19 protein-coding genes are annotated in these 24,611 nt (G+C 72.5%); 9 read left to right on the plus strand and 10 right to left on the minus strand.

What is annotated here, in order from left to right; translation table 11 throughout:
• The 3 genes from AB0D74_RS17600 to AB0D74_RS17610 all read right to left on the minus strand — a co-directional run bounded on the left by AB0D74_RS17600 (window position 1) and on the right by AB0D74_RS17610 (window position 2,581).
• Window positions 1-1,023, minus strand: coding sequence for a methyltransferase (locus AB0D74_RS17600; protein WP_362586758.1), 1,023 nt, complete (start codon window positions 1,021-1,023; stop codon window positions 1-3).
• Between the two features lie 63 nt (window positions 1,024-1,086).
• Complete coding sequence (locus AB0D74_RS17605; protein ID WP_362586761.1) at window positions 1,087-1,881, minus strand: oxidoreductase; 795 nt, start codon at window positions 1,879-1,881, stop codon at window positions 1,087-1,089.
• Between the two features lie 124 nt (window positions 1,882-2,005).
• Window positions 2,006-2,581: a TetR/AcrR family transcriptional regulator gene (locus AB0D74_RS17610; RefSeq protein WP_362586764.1), complete on the minus strand. Its 576-nt coding sequence runs from the start codon at window positions 2,579-2,581 to the stop codon at window positions 2,006-2,008.
• A gap of 120 nt (window positions 2,582-2,701) precedes the next feature.
• On the opposite strand from AB0D74_RS17610, the gene AB0D74_RS17615 reads away from it, so the two are divergent.
• Window positions 2,702-5,416, plus strand: a complete 2,715-nt coding sequence (locus tag AB0D74_RS17615; protein WP_362586767.1) for an AAA family ATPase — start codon at window positions 2,702-2,704, stop codon at window positions 5,414-5,416.
• Between the two features lie 86 nt (window positions 5,417-5,502).
• Window positions 5,503-8,280: a LuxR family transcriptional regulator gene (locus AB0D74_RS17620; protein ID WP_362586770.1), complete on the plus strand. Its 2,778-nt coding sequence runs from the start codon at window positions 5,503-5,505 to the stop codon at window positions 8,278-8,280.
• Window positions 8,281-8,328: 48 nt separating this feature from the next.
• Here the strand turns inward: AB0D74_RS17620 and AB0D74_RS17625 are convergent, their stop codons facing one another.
• The 6 genes from AB0D74_RS17625 to AB0D74_RS17650 all read right to left on the minus strand — a co-directional run bounded on the left by AB0D74_RS17625 (window position 8,329) and on the right by AB0D74_RS17650 (window position 13,554).
• Window positions 8,329-9,228, minus strand: coding sequence for an alpha/beta hydrolase (locus AB0D74_RS17625; protein WP_362586773.1), 900 nt, complete (start codon window positions 9,226-9,228; stop codon window positions 8,329-8,331).
• Window positions 9,229-9,273: 45 nt separating this feature from the next.
• Entirely contained in the window at window positions 9,274-10,107 is an 834-nt protein-coding gene (locus AB0D74_RS17630; protein WP_362586776.1) for an alpha/beta hydrolase, read from the minus strand.
• A 70-nt stretch (window positions 10,108-10,177) separates the two neighbouring features.
• Window positions 10,178-10,657: a cupin domain-containing protein gene (locus AB0D74_RS17635; protein ID WP_362586779.1), complete on the minus strand. Its 480-nt coding sequence runs from the start codon at window positions 10,655-10,657 to the stop codon at window positions 10,178-10,180.
• Between the two features lie 110 nt (window positions 10,658-10,767).
• A complete protein-coding gene (locus AB0D74_RS17640) occupies window positions 10,768-11,598 on the minus strand; it encodes an oxidoreductase (protein WP_362586782.1) in 831 nt (276 codons plus the stop codon).
• On the minus strand, window positions 11,595-12,404 hold the full coding sequence (locus tag AB0D74_RS17645) for an alpha/beta hydrolase (RefSeq protein WP_362586785.1): 810 nt from the start codon (window positions 12,402-12,404) through the stop codon (window positions 11,595-11,597). The genes AB0D74_RS17640 and AB0D74_RS17645 overlap by 4 nt, the downstream gene beginning before the upstream one ends.
• A 64-nt stretch (window positions 12,405-12,468) precedes the next feature.
• The gene (locus AB0D74_RS17650) at window positions 12,469-13,554 is read right to left on the minus strand and encodes an MBL fold metallo-hydrolase (RefSeq protein ID WP_362586788.1); all 1,086 of its coding nucleotides are present in this window, start codon (window positions 13,552-13,554) and stop codon (window positions 12,469-12,471) included.
• Window positions 13,555-13,954: 400 nt separating this feature from the next.
• Here AB0D74_RS17650 and AB0D74_RS17655 point away from each other — a divergent pair, with 400 nt between their 5' ends.
• The gene (locus AB0D74_RS17655) at window positions 13,955-16,084 is read left to right on the plus strand and encodes a hypothetical protein (protein ID WP_362586791.1); all 2,130 of its coding nucleotides are present in this window, start codon (window positions 13,955-13,957) and stop codon (window positions 16,082-16,084) included.
• 189 nt (window positions 16,085-16,273) lie between these two features.
• Here the strand turns inward: AB0D74_RS17655 and AB0D74_RS17660 are convergent, their stop codons facing one another.
• A complete protein-coding gene (locus AB0D74_RS17660) occupies window positions 16,274-18,454 on the minus strand; it encodes a helix-turn-helix transcriptional regulator (RefSeq protein ID WP_362586794.1) in 2,181 nt (726 codons plus the stop codon).
• Between the two features lie 392 nt (window positions 18,455-18,846).
• Here AB0D74_RS17660 and AB0D74_RS17665 point away from each other — a divergent pair, with 392 nt between their 5' ends.
• The 6 genes from AB0D74_RS17665 to AB0D74_RS17690 all read left to right on the plus strand — a co-directional run bounded on the left by AB0D74_RS17665 (window position 18,847) and on the right by AB0D74_RS17690 (window position 24,595).
• Window positions 18,847-20,451, plus strand: a complete 1,605-nt coding sequence (locus tag AB0D74_RS17665; RefSeq protein ID WP_362586797.1) for a phage tail sheath subtilisin-like domain-containing protein — start codon at window positions 18,847-18,849, stop codon at window positions 20,449-20,451.
• A gap of 37 nt (window positions 20,452-20,488) precedes the next feature.
• Entirely contained in the window at window positions 20,489-21,004 is a 516-nt protein-coding gene (locus AB0D74_RS17670; RefSeq protein WP_362586800.1) for a phage tail protein, read from the plus strand.
• A 62-nt stretch (window positions 21,005-21,066) separates the two neighbouring features.
• On the plus strand, window positions 21,067-21,534 hold the full coding sequence (locus AB0D74_RS17675) for a phage tail protein (RefSeq protein WP_362586802.1): 468 nt from the start codon (window positions 21,067-21,069) through the stop codon (window positions 21,532-21,534).
• Between the two features lie 13 nt (window positions 21,535-21,547).
• Window positions 21,548-21,976, plus strand: coding sequence for a hypothetical protein (locus AB0D74_RS17680; RefSeq protein ID WP_362586804.1), 429 nt, complete (start codon window positions 21,548-21,550; stop codon window positions 21,974-21,976).
• On the plus strand, window positions 21,973-22,152 hold the full coding sequence (locus AB0D74_RS17685) for a DUF6760 family protein (protein ID WP_362586894.1): 180 nt from the start codon (window positions 21,973-21,975) through the stop codon (window positions 22,150-22,152). Before AB0D74_RS17680 ends, AB0D74_RS17685 begins: the two co-directional genes overlap by 4 nt.
• Window positions 22,153-22,189: 37 nt before the next feature.
• Window positions 22,190-24,595, plus strand: a complete 2,406-nt coding sequence (locus tag AB0D74_RS17690; RefSeq protein ID WP_362586807.1) for a DUF4157 domain-containing protein — start codon at window positions 22,190-22,192, stop codon at window positions 24,593-24,595.
• Window positions 24,596-24,611 lie beyond the last annotated feature (16 nt).

Here is a 24,611-nt window from a genome sequence, read left to right on the forward strand (position 1 = left end):
TCACTTGGTGGCGTAGGCGGCGGTGTAGCCGCCGATCAGGGGACGGGTCTCCACCTTCGCGAAGCCGGCGGCCCGGAGCCACTCGGTGGCGTCCGCGACCGTGTACTCCGACCCTCCCTCCGTGTCGATGAGCATGTTGAGCGACAGCATCAGGCCGTAGGTGTGGTGGCGGCGCTCGTCGTCGATCATGGCGTCGTAGACGATGAGGGTGCCGCCCTCGGGCAGGGCGTCGTAGGCCTTCTTGAGCAGGAACCGGCGCTGCTCCGGGTTCCAGTCGTGGAGGATCTGGCCCATGACGTAGACGTCGGCCGCGGGCAGCGGGTCGGCGAAGAAGTCCCCGCCGTGGAAGGCGAGACGGCCGGTCAGGCCGTGGGCGGCGACGAACTCCTCGAACACCGGGCCGACGGGGGGAAGTTCGAAGACGGCTCCGGTGATGTCCGGGTGGGAGCGCAGGACGGCGGCGGGCACCGCGCCGAGGGCTCCGCCGAGGTCGACGACGTGCCGGCGGCCGGTCCAGTCGAAGTCGGCGGCCAGCGCGGCGGCGAGGGGTGTGCTGACGCCGTTCATGCCGTTGAGGAAGGTGCGCCAGGCGACCGGGTCCTGGCTGAGCGTGGCGAAGAACGGGGCGCCGCTGTGCGCGACCTCGTTCTGCAGGGTGCCGGTCCGCAGCGCGTCGGTGAGGTTGTTCCAGAACCCGAAGAGACGTGCGTTTGCCATCTCCAGGATGCCGCCCACGTACGACGGCTTGGCCCGGTCCAGGAAGACGTCCGCGGCGGGGGTGTTGCGGTAGACGCCGTCCTCGTCGCGGGTCAGCACGTCGAGTGAGACCAGGGCGTCGAGGAAGTCCGCGGCGGATCTGGGATGCAGGCCGACCTCGGCGGCGAGGGACTCGCGGTCCCGGCCGCCGTCGGCCAGTACGGTGAAGACTCCCAACTCCACCGCGCTCAGCAGTGTCTTGGAGGCCATGAAGCCCAGGCCGAGCTGAAGCAGCGGCTCAGGGGTGATCGGGGCGTCGGTAGACATTTCTTCTCTCCACTTGTGTTGTCTGTGCGGGAAGTTGAACGGGGGTTTTCGGCTCGCCGGTCCTCAGAGCGTCTTGGTCTGGCCGCCGTCGACGAGGGTCTCCGTGCCGGTGATGTTCGCGGCGAGGGGAGAGGCGAGGAACAGCGTGAGGTCGGCGACTTCGTGTGCCTCGCTGATGCGTCCGGTCGTGATGCCCATGCTCTGCGGCACGACGACGTCCAGCGCTTCCTGCGCGGTGGTCCCGGCGGCCGAGGCGGTGGCGTCCGCGAAGCCGCCCGGCGCGGTCCAGAACGGCGTGCGGACCGGGCCCGGGGCGATGGCGTTGACGCGCACGCCCTGCGGTGCGAACTCCTCGGACAGGGACTTGTTCAGGTTGGTCAGCGCCGCCTTGGCCGCCGAGTAGTCGACCACCATGGGGAAGGGCAGCCGCGCGTTGATCGAGCTGATGTTCACGATGGCCGCGTCCCCCGTCGCGACCAGATGCGGCAGGGCGGCGCGGCTGGTGCGGACGGCGCTGAAGAAGGTCAGGTCGAAGATCCGCCGCCAGTCGGCGTCGTCGACCTGGAGGAACGACTCGCGGGGTTCGGCGGCGCCGACGTTGTTGACCAGGATGTCCAGGCGCTGGTGGCGCTCCACGGCCTGCTGGACCAGGGTCTCCGCCCCCTCGCGGGTGGACAGGTCGACCGGCACGATCGTGACGTCGTGCTCGGCTGCCAGGGCGTCCAGCTCGGGGGTGGACGAGCGGCTGCCGGCCACCACCTTCACCCCCTCCCGGGCCAGCTTCTCGACCACGGCCAGGCCGATGCCCTTGCTGGCTCCGGTGACGACGGCGACCTTGTCCTTGAGGTGCAGTTCCATGACGGTTCCTTTCTGGATTGATCAATACATAATTACGGTACGGCTTACCGCGCCCAGGTGCGGCGCAGGCACGGCGCGGGTGTGGTGCGGGTGTGGTGCGGGCGAGGCGGGTCGGTCGCGGCGGTCAGTCCAGCGCGCCCATCGCGACGGACAGGGCGTCCTCCGCGAACTCCCTTCCGGTGCGCGCCTGGCCGACGATCCGGATCCCCTGGATGAACGTGGTGAGGAACCGCGCCAGCTGCCTCGGGTCCTTGTCCGGGGAGATCTCGCCCCGCACCTGCGCCTGCTCCAGGGCCCCGGCGAGCTGGGACTCGACCTGCCGGACGGCGAAGGTGACGCGTTCCGTCGCGGCGGGCTGCTCGCCGCACTGCGTGGAGGTGCTGACCACCAGGCAGCCGCGGGTGGGCTCGGCCAGGTCCGCCTCGATCATGGCGGTGAGCACCTTGCGGACCGCGGACCGGATGTCGGCGGACCCGTCGAGGGCCTGCTCCAGGTCGCTGCCCTGGAGGGAGGTGTAGCGCTCCAGGCAGCGGACGTAGAGCTGCTCCTTCGAGCCGAAGGCCGCGTAGAAGCTGCCGCTGCCGATGGCGAGCTCCTGCAGCAGGTCCTGCAGGGACGTCTCCGCGTAGCCGCGGCGCCAGAACAGGTCCGTGGCCCGGTCTATCGCCCGGTCGACGTCGAATTCCCTCGTGCGTGCCATGCCGCAAGAGTAGCCCACTTTCTGGAATAGTCAATCCACAATGAAGGGTCCGGGTCACGGGAGGCAGTACGCTGAGCTTCCAGACAGACCGAGTCCGGGGACCCGGCTGATGGGGGGAACGTGGAGCTCGTCGGTCGGGACGACCAGCTGGATCTGATGCGCCGGCTGCTGGCCGAGCCGCGGAGCCACGGGAGCGCGGTGCTGGTCCGCGGGGCGCCCGGCATCGGGAAGACGGCGCTGCTCGCCGAGACCGCCGCTCTCGCCGAGGGACTCGGTCACCGGGTCCTGCGCACCAGCGGTGCCGAGGCCGAGAGCGACATCCCCTACGCAGGCCTGCAACTCGTCCTGCGCCCGCTGGCCGCGGAGGCCGCCCAACTCGCCGTTCAGCACCGGCAGGCGCTGGACACCGCACTCGGACACGCCGAGGCCGGTGTCCCCGACGTCTTCCTGGTCGGCCTGGCGGTCCTCAACCTCCTGGCCGACACGGCCGCGACCGCGCCGGTGCTGCTCCTGGCCGACGACGTCCAGTGGCTCGACGACGCCACCGTCAGCGTCCTCGCCTTCGTGGCGCGCAGGGTCGGCACGGAGCCGGTGGTCATCGTGGGAGCCGCACGCGAGGGCTACCGGTCGCGTCTGAACTCCGACGAACTCACCTCCGTGACCCTCGGCCCGCTCACGGACGGCCAGGCCGCGCAGCTCCTGGCCGGCCACGCCCCGGAGCTGCGTCCGACCGCGCACCGCCGGCTGCTGGCCGAGGCCGCCGGGAACCCCCTGGCGCTGACGGAACTCTCCCGCACCCTCGGCGCGTCGGCCGATCCGCACATGGCCCAGCTGCCGCTCACCGAGCGGCTCGAACGGGCCTTCACCGACCGCCTGGAGACCCTGCCCGACATCACCCGCAGCCTGCTGCGGATCGCGGCCCTCGACGACGGCTCGTCGCTCCCCGAGATCTACCGCGCGACCCGCCTGTTCACCGGCGCCACGGCCGGACCCGCGGAACTCGACCCGGCCGTGCGCGCTCGGCTCGTCCAGGTCGTCGGCAACGACATCCGGTTCGGGCATCCGCTGATGCGGTCGGCGATCCACCAGACCATGCCCGCCGGCGCCCGCCACGCCGCGCACGCCGCGCTCGCCGCCGTGCTCTGGGAACACCCGGACCGGCAGCTGCGGCACCGGGCCGCCGCGGCCGACGCCCCGGAGGAAGCCGTCGCCGCCGCGCTGGAGGACGCCGCCCACCGGGCCGCGCGCCGCGGCGGCATCGCGGCGGCCGTCACCGCCCTCGAACAGGCCGCCGCGCTCAGCGAGGACGCCGGCCGCCGATCGGAACGGCTGCTGCGCGCCGCCGACTTCGCCGTCGAGCTCGGCCGGCCCGAGACCGTGACCCGGCTGCTGGACCAGGCGCTCACCGGGCCGCTGTCGCGACGGCAGCACGCCACGGTCGTCTGGCTCCGCGGCAGCTTCGACGAGGGGCTGCACAGCCACTCCTCGGGCGCCAACTCCCTGACGGCCCTCGCCGAGGAAATGGTCGCGGAGGACCGTGCGCTGGCGCTGCGGATCCTGTGGAGCGCGGCCCAGCTGTGCTTCTGGTCCGACCCGGGCCCGCAGGGCCGCTCCACGGTCCTGCGGGCCGTGGAGCGGATGGAGCTCGACGAACTCGACCCGTGGCGGCTGGCCATCTGCGCCTACGCCGCACCGGTCGACCGCGGCACCTTCGTCCTGGAGCGCGCCCGGCACGTCGCCCTGAAGGAGGGCGACGACGGCCGCGCCTACCGGATGCTCAGCACCGCCGCGCTCCTCGTCGGCGGCTTCGACCTGGCGCGGGCGTTCTCGGCGGCCGGCAGCGCGCCGCTGCGGGCCCAGGGACGCCTGGGGCTGCTGGCCCGGACGGTCGGCGCGGACGCGTGGAGCGCTCTCGTGGTCGGCGACCTCGGCGCCGCGATCGCCGCGACCGAGGAGTCACGGAGGCTGGCGCGCGAGACCAGCCAGACGATGATGTACGCGCTGATGACCGCCACCGCCGCCAAGCTGGCCGCGCTGCGCGGTGAGGTGGACTCCGCCCTGGCGCTGGCCGAGGAGGCGGAGGGGATCGGGCTGCCGGCCGGGGCCCGTCCGGTGCTGGCCACCGCGTCGACGGCCCGCGGGCTCGCCGCGCTCGGCGCGGGCCGGTTCGAGGAGGCCTTCGGCCAGTTCCGCCGGCTGCACGATCCGGCGGACCCCGCGTTCCAGGTCGCCCTGCGGCTGACGGCCGTGGGCGACCTCGTCGACGCGGCGACGCACTGCGGGCGACTGGAGGCCGTGCTCCCGGTCGTGGCGGAGCTGGAGGAGGTCGCGACGGTGACCTCCGCACCGGTGCTCCACGCCGAACTGCGCCTGGTCCGGGCCCTGCTGGCCGCCGACGAGGACGCCGACCCGCTCTTCGCGGCGGCACTCGAAGCCGACCTCGGCTCCTGGCCGCTGATCAGGGCCCGTACCCACCTGGCGTACGGCGAATGGCTGCGGCGCCGGCGGCGCAGCGTCGAGTCCCGCGACCACCTCCGTGCCGCCCGCGACATGTTCGACGCGCTCGGCGTGATCCCCTGGGGGGAGCGGGCCCGCCGGGAGCTGCGCGCCGCGGGCGAGACCAGCCGCCGCCGGGCCCCGGACGCCCGGGACCAGCTGACCGCCCACGAGCTGCAGATCGTCCAGCTCGCCGCCGAAGGCCTGACGAACCGCGAGATAGGCCAGCGGCTCTACCTCTCGCACCGCACCGTCAGCTCGCATCTCCACCGGATCTTCCCCAAGCTGGGCGTGGCCTCGCGCGCCGAACTGCGGACGGTGGTCAGCGCACTGCGCTGACCACCGTCACATGACGCTCGCTCACGCCCGGGCGGCGCTCCTAGCGTTCTCCACGTCAGGACATCGACAAGCGGGGGAGCGATCCCATGGTGGGAAACGGCGTCCAGCCTGCGTCCGGGCCGCCGATCGTCGGTCGCCATACCGAACGCGAGGCCGTCGACCGACTGCTCGACGCGGTGCGGGACGGCCTCAGCGGCGCGCTGGTCCTGACCGGCGAACCCGGGATCGGCAAGACCCGGATGCTGGAGTACGCCGCGGCTCGGGCCACGGAACTCCGCGTGGTCCGGCTGACCGCGGTCGAGCCGGAGACCGGACTCGGCTTCGGCGCCCTGCACCGGCTGCTGCGGCCCTTCCTGAACCGGACGGACCGGCTGCCCGGACCCCAGCGGGCCGCGCTGGACGCGGCCCTGGGACGGGTTCCGGGACCGCCAGCGGACCGCTATCTGGTCGGGCTGGCGACGCTGACACTGCTGTCCGAGGCCGCCGCCGACCAGCCGCTGCTGTTCCTGCTGGACGACGCGCAGTGGCTGGACCGGGAGTCGGCCGAGGCGCTCGCGTTCACCGCCCGCCGGCTGCATGCCGACTCCCTGGGCCTGATCATCGCCGTCCGCGAGGGGCTCGGGGACAGCGGCCTCTTCGACGCGCTGAGCGTGCACCGCGTGCGGGGCCTGTCGGAGGCGGACGCCAGGGCCCTGCTCTCCTTCGGCACCCGGCGGGTGGACGCGGCGGTGGCCGACCGCATCGTCGCCGGTACCGGAGGCAATCCGCTCGCGCTGCTGGAGCTGACCGAGGCCCTCGCCGCCGAGCAGCTGTCCGGTATCACCCCGTTGCCCGATCCGCTGCCGGTGGGCCGGCTGCTCGAAGGCCACTTCCGGCGCCTGGCCGGCGCCCTGCCGCCCGGGACCGCGACCCTGTTGCTGCTGCTCGCGGCGGCCCCCTCGGACGACATGGGGATGATGTGGCGATCCGCCGGGCGGCTGGGCCTGGCGGCCCGCGCCGTCCAGCCGGCGGTCGCCGCCGGAATCCTCGGCCGGGACACGCCGACCGCCTTCCGCCATCCCCTGATCCGCTCGACGGTGTATGCCGGAGCCGAACCCGGCGAGCGCCGCCGGGTGCACGCCGCCCTGGCCGCCGCCTGCGACGCCGTACGGGACGCCGACCGCCGCGCCTGGCACCGGGCCGAGGCCGCCGAGGGCGTGGACGACGGCGTCGCGGACGACCTGGAAGCCGCCTCCGAGCGGGCCCGCTCCCGCGGCGGATACTCCCAGCAGGCCCTGTTCCTGTCGCGTTCCGCCGAGTTCACCGGCGACCCCGGCAGACGGGCCGAGCGGCTGCTCGACGCGGCGCAGGCCCATCTGATGTCCGGCGACGCGGCGGCGGCGGGGACCGCGCTGGACCTGGCCGGCGCCGACCTCCGCTCCCCGGTGACGCGCACCCGCGAGCTGCGGATACGGGCGACCGCGCAGCTGCTCCAGATCGTCGTCGCCGACGTCCCGGCGATGCTGATGGACGCCGTGACCAGACTCGGCGCGCAGGACCCGGTGCTGACCTGGGAACTGCTCTGCGAGGCGCTGCATGCCGCGCTGGTCGCCCACGACTGCACGCAGGGCACGTCGCTGAAGGAGGTCGCGGACGCCGCCGTCGCCGCGCGGCACGCCCTGGCCCCCGCCGCGCGCGACCGCGACCTGCTGATGGAGGGGCTGGCCCGCCGCGTGGCCCAGGGCTACGAGCGCGGCACCCCCGTGCTGCGCGCGGCGCTGGACGGGCTGCTGGGCAGCGACCGGATCGAGGACGCGAACAGCCCGTTCGCGGTGATGATGTCCACGGCCTGCGACGACCTGTGGGACGTCCGGGCCGGGCGCGAACTCACCGCCCGGCTGGCGGCGGCCAACCGCGAGACGGGAGCACTCTACGCACTGGGCATGGCGCTGCTCGCCGAGGCACGCCACCTCCTGTGGGACGGACGGTTCGACGAGGCGGAGATCCGCTTCGCCGAGTTCGACGACATCGCGGCCGACACCGGCTTCCCCGGCGGCGGCGACCTCAACCGGCTCCACCTGTTCGCCCTGACCGGCCGGGAGGACGAGTTGCGCTCCGCGGTGCGGCGGACCGCGGAGCTGCGGAGCATCGGCCTCGGCCTGCACCAGCTGCTGGCCCAGCACGCGCTGGCCCATTTCGAGCTGGGCCGCGGCCACTACCGGCCGGCGCTGGAGCACGCGCGAGCGGTCTTCGACGCCGACTCTCCGGCCTGCGGAAACCTCGTGCTGCCGCTGCTCGTCGAGGCCGGTGTGCGCACCGGCGACCGCGCGGGCGTGGCCGCAGCCCTGGCCCGGCTGGAGGAACGGGCCCCGCTCGCCGGTACCCCCTGGGCGCTCGGCGGCCTGGCCCTCGGCCGGGCCCTGACGGCCGACGGCGTCGATGCCCGGAAGTTCTACGAGGAGTCCGTCGAACTGCTCGGGCAGGGACCCCTGGCCCTGGAACTGGCCCGGACCCGGCTCCTGTTCGGCGAGTGGCTGCGCCGCCGCAAACGGCGATCCGATGCCAGGAAGCACCTGCGCGCCGCCTACGAGAGCTTCGACGCCTTCGGCGCGGTGCCCTACGCCGAGCGGGCCCGCATCGAGCTGCTGGCCACCGGCGAGAAGGCCCGCAGGCGGACCGAGGAGACCAGGTTCGATCTCACCCCGAGGGAACGGCAGGTGGCCTCGATGGCCGCCTCGGGGCTGACCAACACGGAGATCGCGACGCGGCTGTTCGTCACCGCCTCGACCGTCGAGTTCCACCTGAACAAGGTGTTCCGCAAGCTCGGCATCACCTCCCGGAAGCAGATCCCGCGCGCGATCGGCGAACCGGCCGGACCGGGGTGACGCGGTGCCCCTCGGCGGCACGGCGGCACCGCCGCCCCCGCCGAACCGTCATTTCCCCGCGGTCGCGAAGAAGTCGAGGTAGTGGCGCGCGAGTTCGGCGGGTGCCTCCAACGGGATGTTGTGCCCCGCCCGTTCGATCACCACAGGCGTGACGTCGACCGCGACCCGGGCCATCTGCTCCCCGGGCTCCGCGGCCAGGTAGGCCCGCCCCCCGACGGCCAGCACCGGGCATTCCAGCGGGACGGCGAACTGCGGCCGGTTCTGCTCGGCGTCGGTCTCCGTCGCCCGGTACAGCTCGAACACCGCGTGGTTGCCCCCCGGTTCTTCGAGCCCCCGGGTGTACTCGTCCTCGTCGGCGTCCGTGTACGCGCTCGGGTCCCACATGATCCGCCGCATGAAGTACGTCCAGAAGGCGCGCTCCCGGCCGGTGATCAGCAGTTCGGGGTAGTGCGGCAGGCCGAACAGCGTGCGGTGCCAGCCGGTGCGGGGATCCTCGGCGGCGAGCGGCCCGAGGCCGGGCACCGGGAGGCCGGGCAGTCTCGTCTCCTGGAAGACGAGCTGGGCGACCTTCGGGCGGTGGAAGGCCGCGAGGGCGTAGGCGACGGCGGCACCCCAGTCCTCGCCCACCACGCGGTACCGGTCGTGTCCCAGTGCCGACATAAGCGCGGCGACGTCGGCGGCCAGGGTCCGCGTGTCGTACCCGGTCGCCGGACGTCCGGAGCCGCCGAACCCCCGCAGATCCACCGCGACGACCGTGTGGTGCGGGGTGAGCAGCGGGATGACGTGACGCCAGAAGAACATGGTCTTCGGCACGCCGTGGATCAGGACGACCGGCTCGCCGCTGCCGCCCGTCGCACAGTGCAGGTCGACCCCGTTGACCCGTGGCCGGCCGTGGGTCAACGGGACTCCGTCGTGATCCGTCATCCCCAGTGCCCCGGATCCCGTCATCGCCGCCTCCTCCTCATGGGTTCCCGTCGCCGCCGGAGGCGACGGCTACTTGGCCAGGAAGGCCAGCAGCGCGGCGTTGACCTCTTCGGCGTGCGTCCAGAGCAGGCCGTGCGGGGCGCCCTCGATCTCGACGTACTCGGCCGAGGGCAGCAGCGCGTGGAAGGGCCGCCCGGTGGCCTCGACCGGCAGGATCCGGTCGGCCGTGCCGTGCAGGATCAGTGCCGGTACGTCGATCCTGGCGACGTCGGCGCGGAAGTCGGTGAGCCAGGTGGGCACGCAGGCCACCGACGCGTGCGCCGACGCGCCCGCGGCCACGTTCCAGCTCGCCCGCACCGCCTCTTCGCTGATCCGGCTGCCGAGCGTCTCGTCGAGGTTGTAGAACGCCTCGTAGAAGCCGGTGAAGTAGGCGTAGCGGTCCTTCGTGACCGCCTCCAGGATGCCGTCGAAGACGGACCGGTCGACGCCGCCCGGATTGTCGTCCGTCCTGACCAGGAAGGGTTCGAGGGAGGCCAGGAAGGCGGCCTTGGCGACGCGCTGCGAGCCGTAGGTGCCCAGGTAGCGGCCGACCTCCCCGGTGCCCATGGAGAACCCGACGAGTACCGCGTCGGTGAGGTCCAGTTCGGTCAGCACCGCGTCGAGATCGGCGGCGAAGGTGTCGTAGTCGTAGCCCGTGGTCGGCTGCGAGGACCGGCCGAAGCCGCGCCGGTCGTAGGTGATGACCCGGTGGCCCGCGCCGAGCAGGGCCGGGAGCTGCTTCTCCCACGAGTGGCCGTCCAGCGGGTAGCCGTGGATCAGCACCACGGGCCGCCCGCTCCCGTGGTCCTCGTAGTAGAGCTCGATGTCGGCGGAGTTCTCCTGGCCGACGGTGATGTACGGCATGGCGGTCTTCCCTTTCGTGAGATCTTCAGCGAGATCTTCAGGAGGTCTTTCGTGAGACGGACGGTCCGGCTCACCGGGACGGCGGCGGTCCGGTGACGCGCAGATGGAAGGCCTCCGCGGAGGCCACGACCGCCGCGAGGTCGAACTCCGGCGGGAGGTCGCCGGCCTCGGCCACCGGGGTGCCGTTGGCCCTGAAGTACTCCTCGATGCACGCCGGGCTGAACAGCACCGCTATCCGCGCGCCCGCGGGCGAACGCACCAGGTAGCTGTGCGGCACCCCGCGCGGCCCGTACGCGACCTGCCCGGGCACCAGGTCGTGGCGCTGGTCGCCGACGAAGAACGTCACCTCGCCGTCGAGGACGAACCAGACCTCCTCCTCGTCCTCGTGGACGTGGTGCGGGGGTGCGTGGCCGGCCGGGTCGGCGAACTCCATCAGGCTGAGCCGGTTGTCGGTCGCGGTTCCGGGAAGCAGGATCCTGGCCTGGCCACCGAGGAACCAGAAGGGTTCGCGCTCGGCCGTCGGGCCGAAGGTCGGGAAGAAGCCGGTCATGTCCGCTCCTGAGGTCGTCGTGGGCCGCCCGGGAAGTGCGGCGGCACGTCGGTCGTCCTTTCGGGTGCTCCTCGCGGCGGGCTCGGCGCCCGCCGTGCCGTGACGGCGGGTCAGAGGGATTCGACCAGGCCGCCGTCGACGACGAAGTCGGCGCCGGTGATGTTCGCCGCCCGCGGACCGGCGAGGTAGACCACGAGGTCGGCCACTTCCTCCGGCCGGGTGAAGCGGCCGGTCACCGACTGGCCGGCCGCCCCACGGGCCACCTCCCGCGGGTCGACGCCCCGGGACCGGCCGACCGTGGCGGCGACACCGCCGGCGCCCTGCCACAGCGCCGTCTCCACCGGACCGGGACCGATGGTGTTCACCCGCACCCCGCGCGGCCCCACCTCCTTGGACAGGGCCTTGCAGAAGTTGGTCAGTGCCGCCTTCGCCGCGCCGTAGTCGATGACCAGCGGGTCGGGCAGCCGGGCGTTGACCGAGGAGACGGTGACGATGCGTCCCGCGCCGGTGGCGAGCAGGTGCGGCAGCGCGGCCCGGGTGGTGCGGACGGCGGCCATGAGGTTGACCGTGAACGTCCACTCCCAGTCCTCGTCCGTCACGCCCAGGAAGCCGTCGACCCGCGGCCGTACCGCACCGACGTTGTTCACCAGGACGTCGACGCCCCCGTGGAGCGCGACGGCCTCGGCGACCAGCGCCGCCGGACCGTCGGGCGTCGCGAGATCGACCTCCACGACGGTGAGTTCGGCACCCTGCTTCACATGGTCGTCGAGGGCGTCGGTGCGTTGCCTCGACCCCGCGACGACACGGGCGCCGGCCGCGAGGAAGGCCTCCACGACGGCCAGCCCGATGCCGCGCCCGGCGCCGGTGACCACGACGGTCCGCCCGGCCAGGCCCGGGTCGGCACCGGACGGTGCGGCGGTCCGGGGCGCGGGGGAGGTCATCGCCCGGTCTCCGGACCGTGCTGCCGCAGCCAGCCGAGAACGGTGTCCGCGACCTCGCGCCAGCCGCCGTCGATCGTCAACGAGTGCCCGCGGTCGGGGAAGTTGATGATGTCGGTGACGGCCTCGGAGTGCCGGTACTGCTTGAGGGTGGCCCGGGTGACGACCTCGGGCACCGTGTGGTCCTTGCCGCCCGAGATGAGCAGCAGCGGGCCGCGTCCGCTGTTCTCCGTGTCCACCTTCGCCGGCGAGTGCGGGTTGAAGTTGGCGGAGGCGGCCTCGTACAGCGGCTTGCCCGGCGCGGGGATGGTCCAGCGCTCGTACAGGGCCGCCGATTCCTCCTCCGCGACGGCGTTGCCGAACGCGAACCGGAACTGCTCCGCGGTCAGGGAGATCGCCCGGCGCTTGTTGGCCGGGTTCTTGAAGACGGGGAGCGTCGCCTTCAGCGCGGACAGCGGCAGGGGCAGAACGCCCTTGATCTGCGCGGCGTCGATCGCGACCGCCGCGGCGGCGCGGTCCTGGCCGAGCAGCTTCTGCGCGATCATCCCGCCGAACGAGTGACCGATCACGACGGGCCGCACGGGCAGGGCCTCGATCAGGGCCGCGTAGTGCTCGACGACGTCGTCGATGCCGTGGTCGGCGATGCTCTCGGGGTTCTGCCGTGCGTCCTCGACGGTGTCGGGGTCGCCCGGCCACCCGGGTGCGGACGGGTCGTAGCCCTCGGCGCGGAACAACTCGATCCACGGCTGCCAGGAGGTGCTGTGCAGCCAGAGTCCGTGGATGAAGACCACGGGAAGGGGGGCGGTCATGGCGGGCCTCTCTTGTCGGTGTGGTTCAGGGGTGTGCTTCAGGTCCGTGCTTCAGGTCTGTGGTTCAGGGGTGGACGCCGAACGGTCCGAGGACGCCCGCGTCGATCCGCAGGGACTCCAGCAGCGTCCACGCGTTGTCCCGGGTGAAGACGTCGGCGGCGGCGAGGACTCCGGTGTACTTCGCGGCCACCGGAGCGGCGGCGGCGTCCGCGACCGCGTCGAGGAAGGTCTTGAAGATCGCCCACGAGTTCCCCTGCGCGCCGTACTTGGCGAAGAACGGGGCCGGGTCCACGGAGGCGATCGCGGACCGGGTGCTGGCCTCCAGGTCGTCCATGTACCGGATCTGCAGGGCGCCGTCCGCGCGGACCCCGAGGCGCCCGAGGTGGCCGCCGACGAAGGTCTGCCACGGGTAGTCCATGGCGATGCTCTGGGCCTTGATCCAGTCGGGGATGTCCTGGGAGACCGCGAGGTTCTTGAACGGCACCCAGCCCGGGTACAGGACGTCGACCAGCATCAGGGTGGCGTACTCGGGCGCGTGGACGAAGATGTTGTCGGGGGCGTGGTTGGGCCCGTGGTACGCCAGGTGCAGGGTCTCCCCGCCGACCCTGAGCTGGTACTTGTCCTGGAAGGTGACCGTCGGCAGCGGTCTGTTGGGGTCCGCCGCACGGGCCAGCAGACCGGCCGTCGCCGCGTGCGAGATCCGGACGACGTCGGTGCCGAACAGGCCGGCGGCGCCGATGTGGTCGGCGTGCGAGTGCGAGTAGACCAGGTGTGTGACCTTGCTCGGCCGGCCGTTGGCCCGGGTGATGTCGTCGATCGCGCGGAGCAGGTTGTGCCCGATGGTCGGCGGGGCGTCGACGAGGACGACGCCCCGCCGGGTGGTCAGGAACATTGCCTGGTAGAAGGAGTCCGTGACCCAGTAGAGGTTTCCGGCGATCTGGCCCACGTAGTAGCCGGCCTCGTTCACCTGGGGGCCGGTCGCGGCGGCCGGGACGGGCGCGTAGTCGGGCAGCCCGCCGTCATCGGCGTGGGCGGGCCCGGCCGCCGCGCCCACGCCGACGAGCGTGGCGGCGGCCGGGACGGCGAGTGCCCCGGCGGCGCCCTTGAGGAATCCGCGGCGGCCGGTCGGAGGCTGGAGTTCGGAAGGCATGGAAGGGTGGTCGCCTTTCGGTCGGGGGGACGAAGGCGGCGATCGCCGACCCCGCCAGGACAGCACCCCGCGAGCGACGTTCGCACCGGGGCTCCACCCCAGTCGAACGGACCCCCAACCCTCCCTGGTGTACGGGGGAGTTGAGGGTCTGCGCACGGATGACCGGAATCGGCCGAGTCGACAGGGGACGTAAAGAAACTCCACGGGAAACCCAAAGAATCACTCACGCTGGAAACGCATCTCGACTCACATCTCGACGCACATGACTCGAAAACGGGCTGTAGGCGGTTGCTTGGCGATCAAATTGGTGATGCACCGGGCACATACCGGCCTTCAGAATGCACAGCGGCGCGGACCCGACGGGGGGACCGCCTCTGTCCCGGGAAGGATCCCGACCTCCATGTCCGTCTTCCGCTTCGGCATGCCTGTTTTCAGACGTCCCGCGGCAAGGCCGTTCGCCGCCGTCGTGGTCGCGGCCACGGCCCTTGCGGCCGGATCACTGACGGCGCCGGCCCACGCGGCGTCCGGCACCCCGGCCACGCCACGCCGTGCCGCGTCGCACAGCGCTCTCTCGCAGTCCACCGCCCGACCGACCTGTGCGGTCGACGACACCGACGGCTGCCTGAACAACACCGCCACCAGTACCTTCACCACCACGACCAGTCCCGCCGACGCCGACGGCTCCGGCGACAGCCTCGACGCCGCCGACCTGACGGGCACGGCGGGCTGGCGGAGCGGCGGCACCGTGACCGTCGACGGCGCCACCATCACGCTGCCGCGGTTCGGCACCGGCAGCCACGACAACATGCTGGCCTCCGGTCAGACCCTCACCCTGCCGGGCGGCAGCGTGGCCGACACCGGCGATGCCGTGGTCTTCCTCGCCTTCGCCACCGGCGACGCGGTCAAAGGCGCCACCGGCACCATCACCTACGCCGGGAACAACTGCCTGAACCCGGACGGCGAACCCGCCGACCAGGACTACCGTCTGGACACCGTGCCGGACTGGCTGTCCGGTCCGCCCGCCGCGGCCTCGATCACCCTGGCCCACGAGAACCACAGCGACAACACCCAGACCAGCCCGGGTTCCGGCCCCAAGGTCTACGCCGTCAGCGTCCCGCTGGCCTGCCCCGGCTCGGTCGTCAGCAGTATCTCCCTGCCGCTGCTCGGCGACGGCGGCGGCGACGGCGGCGGCGACGGCGTCCAAGCCGGCCGGCCTGCGCTGCACGTCCTCGGGCTGGGCATCCGGCCGACGACCCTCACCGGCAGCGGACCCACCGCCCGGCACTGGGTCGGCACCTGGGCCGCGGTCCAGGACACCGACCGGGTGAAGTCGTCCGACGACAGCACAGCCACCGTCGACGGCCGGACTCTCCGTGTCCCCGCCCACGTCAGCATCGGCACCGACAGCGGAAACGGGGTGCGCGTCCACTTGTCCAACGCGACGGGCGCCACCCCGGTGACCTTCGACGCGGCCTCCGTCGCCCTTCAGGACACCGGCGCAGGCGGCGCCACCGCGGCAGCGGCTCCGGCGACGCTGACCTTCGACGGTTCCCCGTCCGTCACCGTCCCCGCAGGCGCCGACGTCGTCAGCGACCCGGTCGCCCTGACCGTCCGGCAGCAAGCAACCGTACTGGTCAGCCTGCGGGTGCACGGCCCGGTGTCCGCCATGCCCGGTCACTCCGTGGCCCGCGCTCCCGTCTGGGTCAGCGACCCCGCCGACCGCACCGGTGACACGGCCGCCGCCCACTACACGCGGACCACGTACACCGGTCTGCCGTACCTCTCGGGCATCGACGTCACCACCTCCACCGCACAGCCCACCGGCTCGCTGGTCCTCTACGGAGACCAGAGCGTCAACGGGGACACCGCGAGCGAGGACGGCCGGCATCACCTGAGCGATGCGATCACCGACGCTCTGGTCGACGATCCGCACGGGAACGCCTCCGTGGCCTACGGCGTGCTCAACGCGGGCACCAGCACCAAGCTGCTTCCGCAGATCACCGACAGCACCGTTCCGACCAACGCGCTCAACCCCGAGGACCGGGACGTGCTGGCCCAGGGCAACGTGCGTACCGTCCTCGTCTCCCTCGGCGCCGACGACCTGCTGAACTGCGCCGGCAACGCCGCCACCTGCGCCACCGAAGTGGAGAGGGGACTGGCCTCCCTCGACACCCGGCTGAGCTCGTACTACACCGACGACGGCCAGATCTCCTTCGACCAGCAGCCGGTCACCCAGAACTCCGGCATCACCGTCTACCTCGCCACCATCCCGCCGTTCACCGCCGCCCACCCCGGCACCGCGGCCCAGGAGGCCGCCCGCGAGCAGGTCAACACCTACCTGCTCGACGACTACCCCGGCCGGTTCGTCGACCTCGCCGCAGCGGTCTCCACCGACGGCACCGCCACATCGCCGACCGTCAAGGCCGCCGACCTCTCGGACGGCAACCCGTCCGACGCGTACTACGCCGACCTCGCCGGCCGATACGTCGACGACGTCGACTCCGGCACGCTCCTCTACCCGCCCGACTGATTCCAGCAGACCCCGGACAAACGAAAGAGGCCGATGACCTGTCACCACAGGTCATCGGCCTCTGACCGAAGGGTGAGTGACGGGACTCCACGCGGGCGGTGGCCTCCCCGCGCATGCCGGTCCGAATGCTCGCCCGCACGAACCGGGCGATGCCTTTCGCCCTCAACCAGGCGTCCAGGTCCGAGGACCTCATCGGCGCCATCTGCTCGCGAGATCCCCGCGCGAGCGCACTCCGAGTTTCCGATAGATCTTTCCCAGGTGGTACTCCACTGCCTTCGCACTGATCAGCAGCTTCTCCGCGACCTGCCGGTTGGTCAGTCCGGACGCGACCAGCCCGGCCACCGTTGCCTCGCGTTCCGTCAAGGCGACGTCGGGGCGCGGCGACGCTCCTCGGGTGACGGCCTCCCGGTCCTGGACGCAGTTCCGGACGAATGCGCGGGCGCCGAGCGAAGCGAAGTCGTCCTGAGCCCGCTGGAGCCGCCCGAGGCCGGTCGCCGTCCGCCCGAGGGTGCACAGGAACCGGCCGTACGCATGGTTCAGTTGCGCGCGATGCATGGGCGGCACCTGGGCGCGGACCTCCGCGGCCAGCAAGCCCGCCTCGTACGCGTCTCCGGCCGTGGTCGGGTCGCCCCGGAGCTCGGCCGCCCGGCCCGCGAGCCGATGGAAGGTGACCATCAGGTACGGGCTGTGCCGTGCGTGTGCGCGCAGTTGTGCCAGGCCTGCCTCGGACGCGGTGCTCGCCGCGGTCTCGATCGCCGCTTCCGCATACACCGGCAGCCACAGCGGGACGAACTTGGCCGGCGCGTCCTCCAACCCGGCGGAGTCGGAGGTCAGCCGGGTGATCGCGGTCAGGATGTCCGCGTGGCGACCATGCGCCAGCATGGCGACGACGTCCGCACACGTGGCCAGGGTGAGACGGTCGGGTTCCGCCGAGCCGGGCCCTCTTCCGACCGCCGACGCGGGCGATCCGAGCCGCGGTGCCGCGCCCGCTGCGCGAACGGCCGAGAGCATGGCCCGGAGCGCCGGCCCCGCCGTATCGCCGGCCGTCCTGTCGATGCCGTCCACCGCGGAATCAGCCTCCTGCCAGCTTCCCCGCAGGAAGTGTGCGATCGCCAGCCGCTCCAGCGCTCGCAGCCGGTCCGGATGCCCGAGAGACGTGTCGTGCCGTCGGACGAGGGAATCCAGATCACGGACAGCCGCTTCCAGATCGCCCGCCAGCAAGCGGCACTCGCCGCGCAACAGCAGCAGTCCGGAGTCCCGGGTCTCGGGTAAGGGAGTCCGGTGCCCCGGCGCCGTCGGGCTCGTCCCGGCGACCGCTGCGGATTCGTCGAGGGAGCGCAGCACCCCGTGCGGGCCGTCCGCATAGGACCGGCCCACCAGCAGCAGACGCCGGGCCGTGTGGATCTGGACCGCGTCACAGCTCGCGGTGTCCAGCGCCCTGGTCGCCGCGTTGACGGCGATCACGCCCCGTGCCGTGCGGCACGCCACAGCGGCCTCCATGGTCGCGATCGCCGCGGCGGCCGACAGGTCCCGGTCCCGGCGCGGGCGCGCGGAAGGCACATGGCCCGTATCCGCGTCCGCGTCCGTGCCCGCCTCCGCGTCCGTGCCCGCCTCCGCCTCCGTGTTCGCGTGGGCGTCCTCGGCTGCGAGGGCGCGGGACGCGGCTCGCAGGTGGTCGACGGCGGTACCGAGACGGTGTTCGAGCAAGGCCCGGCCCGCCAGCGCGCAGTACCGCAGCGGCGAAGGAGGCAGCGCCTCGACCCGCGTCCACAGGTCGTCGTTCCCGCACTCCTCGGCGTACACCTCGTGCATCGCGGCCAAGAGCAACCGGCGCTCCCGCTCTCCGCGGTCCGCGGTCAGATCTGCCGCCCACAGCAGCAGTTGCCGACTCGGCACGCCGACCTCGTCCTCCAGCGCGCTTCCGCCGAAGGCGGCCTCCTCCAGGGCGGCGGCCAGCGCAGGGTCGGGGCGGTCGGCCGCCCGAGCACGGTGGGCCAACGCCGGACGCGCGTCGAGTGCCTCCGCGGCGGCGCGGTGCAGGGCCCGCCATCTCGTCGGGGTCAGCCGTGCGCGCACCCGGCGGTAGTCGCTCTCCCGTGCGAACGCGATCCGGCCCGGGCTCTGCGGGCCACCGACCGACACGACGAGTCCGAGGCCGAGCAGCAGGTCGAGGATCCGTGCCGCCGCCGGAACCGCGGCGACGCGGGCCACCGTGGCCGGCGGGTACTCCCCGGCCAGGACGCACAGCGCCTCCAGGAACGCGCTGCTGTCCTGGCAGAGGCGGTCGGCGGCCGGCAGGCGTCGTTCGGAGTCGTCGTCGGAGACGGCCTGCTCGCCCGGTTCCCAGAACTCACAGGGTTCCCGGTACATGTCGGGTGCGAACCTGCCTCTCAAACCCGCGGGGAACGGGAGTGCGCGGATGCGCTCACCGCTGCCGCTTTCGGCACGGCTCCGGGACGCACGCGGGTTTCATGGTGTCAGAGCCCCCGCACAGGACCCCGACCGGCTCGGTCGTCAGCCGAAGGAAGGGACCGGCCCTCGACCGCGCTCGTCGTGTTGCATCATCGCGCACCGGAACCTGCTCCGTTGCCCGCTCTCGCGCGCACGTCAACCGGAGCCGGCGGACCGAATACTGATCGTCGTCGGCCGAGTGATCACCTCGTGGACCATGCGCGGTGTCCTCGGCTGCATCTGACATCTCGGTGTTCGTCCGACATCTCCGTGTTCGTTCCCGGCGGTTCTGAAAGAGGGGCAGAGGGGCAGTGCCTACCTACCATTCCCCTGGCGTCTACGTAGAGGAGGTCTCCTCGGGCTCGCGGCCCATCGAGGGCGTGGGCTCCGCGTTGTGCGCCTTCGTGGGATTCACCGAGCGCGGGGTCTCCAACCAGCCGACGCTTGTGACCAACTGGACGCAGTACACCAAGGCTTTCGGCGGCTTCGTCGACGGTGCGCACCTTCCGCAGTCGGTCTACGGGTACTTCCTGAACGGCGGCGGGGCCGCGTACGTCGTGCGCATCGGTGCCACCGACCCGCACGACGAGGAGCAGGCGTCCCCGAACGGCCGAGCGGCCGGGAACGCGGGGGCGCTCGACTCCGTCGCCCGGGGTGAGGTTCCCGCGGCGGGAAGCGGCGAGCGTCCGGCCCTCCAAGCCAGGGCGCTGGCCCTCGGGGAAGCGGGCAACGAGCTGAGCGTGGAGATCGCCGACGCGAGCGAACCCGGCGAGGAACTGTTCAAGCTGGTCGTCCGCAGGGAAGACCGCGAGGCGGAGGTCTTCGACAACCTCTCACTGCGGCGCGGACCGCGGAACGCCGCCACGGTCGTCAAGGACTCCTCACAACTCATCGCCCTGGACGAGGTCAAGGGCGCGTCGGCACTGGTACCGGCGAAGGGCGCACGGGTCGTGCTGAGCGGGGGAGCGTCCTCGGCGGCCGTCGTGCCGCAGGGGCCGGTCCCGGCCCGGATCACCCCGGCCGACTACGTCGGGGACACCGCCGACCGCACGGGATTCGCCGGGCTGGAGGCGATCGAGGACGTCACCATGCTCTGCGTCCCCGACCTGATGGCCGCCTACCAGCACGGCGCCGTGGACCTCGACGGGGTCAAGGCCGTGCAACTCGCCATGATCGCGCACTGCGAGCTGATGGCGGACCGGGTGGCGATCCTCGACCCGCCGCCGGGACTCGGCGCCCAGCAGGTCAGGGACTGGCGGATGGACGCCGCCGGCTACGACTCCAAGTACGCGGCACTGTACTGGCCCTGGTTCAAGGTCGTGGACCCGGTCAAGGGCAGTCCGGCGCTCATCCCTCCCAGCGGCTACATCGCCGGGGTGTGGGCGCGCAGTGACGAGACCCGCGGCGTGCACAAGGCCCCGGCGAACGAGGTGGTCCGCGGCGTGATCGACCTGGAGACCAACATCACCCGGGGCGAGCACGACCAGCTCAACCCGGTGGCCGTCAACTGCATCCGGTCCTTCCCCGGCCAGGGCATCCGGGTGTGGGGCGCGCGGACGCTCTCCAGCGACCCCGAGTGGCGCTACCTGAATGTGCGCAGGCTGTTCAACTTCGTGGAGAAGTCCATCCTCGACGGCACCAACTGGGTCGTGTTCGAGCCCAACGACCGCTTCCTGTGGGGTTCGGTACGCCGCACCATCACGATGTTCCTGCGCCGGGTCTGGCGCAGCGGGGCGCTGTTCGGCCGTACCCCGGAGGAGGCGTTCTTCGTCAAGTGCGACGAGGAGAACAACCCCCCGGAGAACCGGGACGCCGGGATCCTCACCGTCGACATCGGGATCGCCCCGGTCAAGCCGGCCGAGTTCATCGTCTTCCGGGTCTCGCAGTACGCGCAGGGCGCGGCCCTGGAGGAGTGAGTCAGAGCCTGCCCACGCCGAGAGGAGACCGCACACCGTGGCACAGAGTTTCCAGCCCGCACCGACCTCGCGACCGTTTTCCACCGTCGCGTCCGCACCGATCTTCGTGGTCTCCTCGAACATCCAGATCACCGGTGGGTACCAGCTGCAGAACATAGCGTTCCAGGAACTCGCCGGCATCAGCAGCGAGATCGGCATCGAGCAGTACATCTCGGTGGACACGGCCGGGTTCATCAACCACACCAAGCAGTTCGGCCAGACCAAGCCGCCGACGGTCACGCTCAAGCGCGGCCTGGACAACAGTCTGACGCTCTGGGCCTGGCATCAGATGGCCCTCGACGGCAATCCCGCGGCCCGCGCCCAGTACCTGAGCCTGGACATCTTCGGCGGCGGGCTCGCCGGCATGAAGGACCAGGAGCCGTTGATGAGCTACACGCTCGTCAACGCCTGGTGCGCCAAGATCAACATCTCCTCGGCCAGGGCCGGGGAGGGCGTCGTCACCGAGGACGTCACCATCGCCTGCGACGTGATCACACAGGGCGACGGCGGGTGAGCCGGCCGGCGCGGCGCAGACGAGCACGACAGTGAATTTCGAGTCGAAGGGAGGACAGTCACATGGCGATCGCCAGCGGCAACCCGGCGGTGATGAGCGCGTCGACCTTCGTGATCCAGGTGGACGGGATCAAGGTCGCCACGTTCAGTGAGCTGTCCGGAATCAACACCGAGGTCGAATCGGTCGAGTACATCTCCAGCGGCCCCGAGGGAGTCCTGCACACGAAGCAGTACGGCAAGACCAAGCCGCCGACGGTCACGCTCAAGCGCGGCCTCGACCCGGAGACGTACATGTGGTTGTGGCACCAGGCGGTGCTGCAGGGCGATCCGCTGGCCCGCAAGACCTGCTCGCTGCAGTTGTTCGCGGCGGCTTCGTCCCCGAAGTCGGGTCAGCCGATCATCACCTACCTCCTGGAGAACGCCTGGCCGTCGAAGCTGGAGATCGGCGGGATGAAGGCCGGCGCGACCGAGGTCGTGACCGAGACCGTGGTGCTGCACTGCGACCAGATCCTGATGCAGCCGGCCGGATGACCGAGGAGAGGTCATGCTGACGCAACCGTCCGCCGCCGGCGTCGAGGGCGCACCGCCCGACTCGGCGGCCGGGCTGACGACCCGTTACCCGTTCGTGCTGCCCCGGGGCTACGTGGACGAGCAGGGCACCTTGCACCGGGAAGGCGTGATGCGCCTGGCCACGGCACGCGACGAGATAGCGAGCCAGAGCGATCCCCGGGTCAGACAGAACCCCGTCTATCTCAGCGTGCTGCTTCTCGCACGTACGGTGACCCGGCTCGGCTCGGTCCCCGGGGTGGACAACCTCGTGATCGAGAACCTGTTCGCCTCCGATCTCGCCTTCCTCCAGGACCTCTACCGGCGGATCAACCAGGAAGGGCACACCGAGGCGGACGTCGACTGTCCCGCCTGCGGGCACGGATTCGCGGTGGACATCGCCGGTGATGTCCCGGGGGAATCCTGATGTACACGGCCGACCGGCTCTGGGAGGAGGCCGTGTACCTCGCTTACTACCTGCACTGGCCGCTGCGGGAGATTCTCGATCTCGAACACCCGGTGAGGGCCCGGGTGATCGAGGAGATCGGCCGGATCCACGGCCGCCTCGACAGCGGCGCGGCGGGACCTGCCCAGACCTTCTAGCCCTGGTCCCGGCCTCGGTGTACGGAGAGGAAACGAGATGCGCTGGCTGCCTCGACGGTGGCGCCGCGAGACCCGCGAGACCCGCGACGCGCGGCCCGGCCTCGGTCTGCCGCCCGGCAACACCCACTGGCGACGGCTGCCACCTCTCGTCCCGACCCTCGGACGGCCGCCACTGACCGTGGCCGCCTCGATGGGCGTGGCCGCGGCGGACCGGTCCCGGCCGCTGCTCCACGCGCCGGGTCGCACCCGCCCGGCGAGCCGTCAGACCACGGGCACCCCGGGGTACTCGGCCCCCTCCCACCCGGGGGTGGTGCCCGCTGTGGAGCCGGTCGCCGGGCGGGTGACGGGACTGGTCGCCGTCCGCGCCGAGGCGCCGCCCGAGCAGGAGACGGTCGTGCCGCCCTCGGCACGTGGTCGGCGGTGGGCGCCCGTACCGGAACGCGGCCCCGTCCCGAAGACGCCGCCTGCGGGGCCTCGGTTCGCCCCGCGTGTACTCGCGTCCGCCGGGCCCCGGCCGAACCTGGTGATGGCTGCGGACGAGTACGTGGGCGATCCCACGTCCGACGTGGCACCCAAGGGCTCCGCGGCTCCTGCGCCCGACGACGTGCCCGACGCCTCCTCCGACTGGCTGCGCATGCTCGAGTCCTACCGTCCGCCGTGGGCGACCGAGGCCGGAGCCGCCCCACCTCCGCCGCAGGGTGCTGCGCCGCCGATGCCCGGGGGCGGCACCTCGTGGTCGAGCGAGGCGACGGCCGCACCGCCCCGGCCGTCGCGGGAGCCGCGTACGGGAGGGCCGAAGGCGGCGGCGCGCCGCGCCTCCCTCGCCGAGAGCCGACGGCTCGGCCTCGGCAACCCGCTTCGTCGGCCGGTCTCCCCGGCCGCGCGGATCCCGGTGGAGCCGTCCGCCGACTCCCTCGATGCCCCCGAGCCCGAAGTCCAGGACGAGCGGCCCGGACGCACTCGTGCCACCGAGGCCGACTCGTCGCCTGCTCCGGTCGCCGACGTTGACGTGGTCGCCGATGCCGATGCCGCCGCGGTCGCGGTCGCGGTCGCGGTCGCAGACGCAGACGCCGACGCGGTCGCCGATGTCGTCGTGGTCGCCGAAGCCGAAGCCGAAGCCGACGGGGTCGCGGTCTCCGACGTGGGCCGGTCGCCGCGCCGCGCGGATGCCGGTCCGACGCCATACCTCGCGTCGGACGTCGCCCCGGACGTGCGGCGTGGTTCCGCCGGTCCCGAGGCGCCCGTGCTCGGCCTCGCGGCCCCGATCGACAGACCGGAGTGGCCTTCGCACGGCACGACGGCCGGTGCCCGGTCGCCGCGCGAGCGCACGTCGCCGGAGCCGAGGGAACCGGCGCCGCACGCGCAGACACCGGCCGGCCGCGAGTCAGGGGTTCAGGGCGGGGCCGTCGACGAGGAGGACGTGCGCCCGGTGACGCCGCTTCCGGCCCGTCCGGTCTACCGTTTCGTTCCCGGCGAGCGGTCGGCTCCACCGGTTGCGGAGACATCCCGCCCGACCGGCACCGCACCGACGCCGACCACCCCCACGACCACTCCCCTGGGCAGACCTCTGGTACGTCCGCGTGCGCGGCGTCGGCCGGACGGCGCCCGTCCCGAGCCTGAGCCGCACCCGCCCGCACCGTTCCCGCCGCCCGACCGGACGGCCCCGGGCGAACTCGTCCACGCCGTGCGGCGGGCGCACGGCGTGGACGTCTCCGACGTGCCGATCCACCGCGGTCCCGAGGTGGCGGCCGAGGCACGGTCGCTCGGTGCCCGTGCCTTCACCCGGAACGGCGAGGTGTTCCTGCCCGCGGACGAGGGGCCGTTCGACCAGCCGGTCGCGCGCGGACTGCTCGCGCACGAACTCACCCACGCCGCCCAGCAGCGCGCCCTCGGCCCGGCTCTTCCTCCCGAGGACTCCGACGGCGGCAGCGCTCTGGAGGCGGAGGCCGTGGCGACCGAGATGTGGGCGCGCGGCCTGGGTGCGGAACCGGCGGAAGCAGCCGCGGCACCCGCGGCATCGTGGACCGCACCGTGGCACACGGCGCCCGCGAGCGGGGTGCAGCGGCAGCCCGGCGACGTGACGACCATGGTCCAGCCAGGCGCGGTCGAGCCCCCGCAACCGCAGCCACGGCCGCCGACGACCGCGCCCGGGGACGGGACGCCGTCCGGGTTCCAGGTGTCCCAGGCGTCCCAGGGACCGGTGACCGGGGCACAGACGGCCCGGACGTCGGCGCCCTTCGACGAGGAACTGCTCTCGGTCAGGGACCGGCTCATCGAGCTCAGCGGTCGCCGTCCGCTCGACCTCGACGACCCGGGCGACATCGAGGAAGTGGCCGTCCAGGTCTACGAAAAGATCCACCGGCGGCTCCGGCGCGAGCTCCTGGTCGACCGCGAACGCGCGGGCCGGCTCGGTGCGACCGGGCCGTTCGGCTGGGCGAGATAGACGAGATCCGACGGAC

Origin of the sequence: Streptomyces sp. NPDC048278, assembly GCF_040652195.1 — a bacterium.
GTDB lineage: Bacteria > Actinomycetota > Actinomycetes > Streptomycetales > Streptomycetaceae > Streptomyces.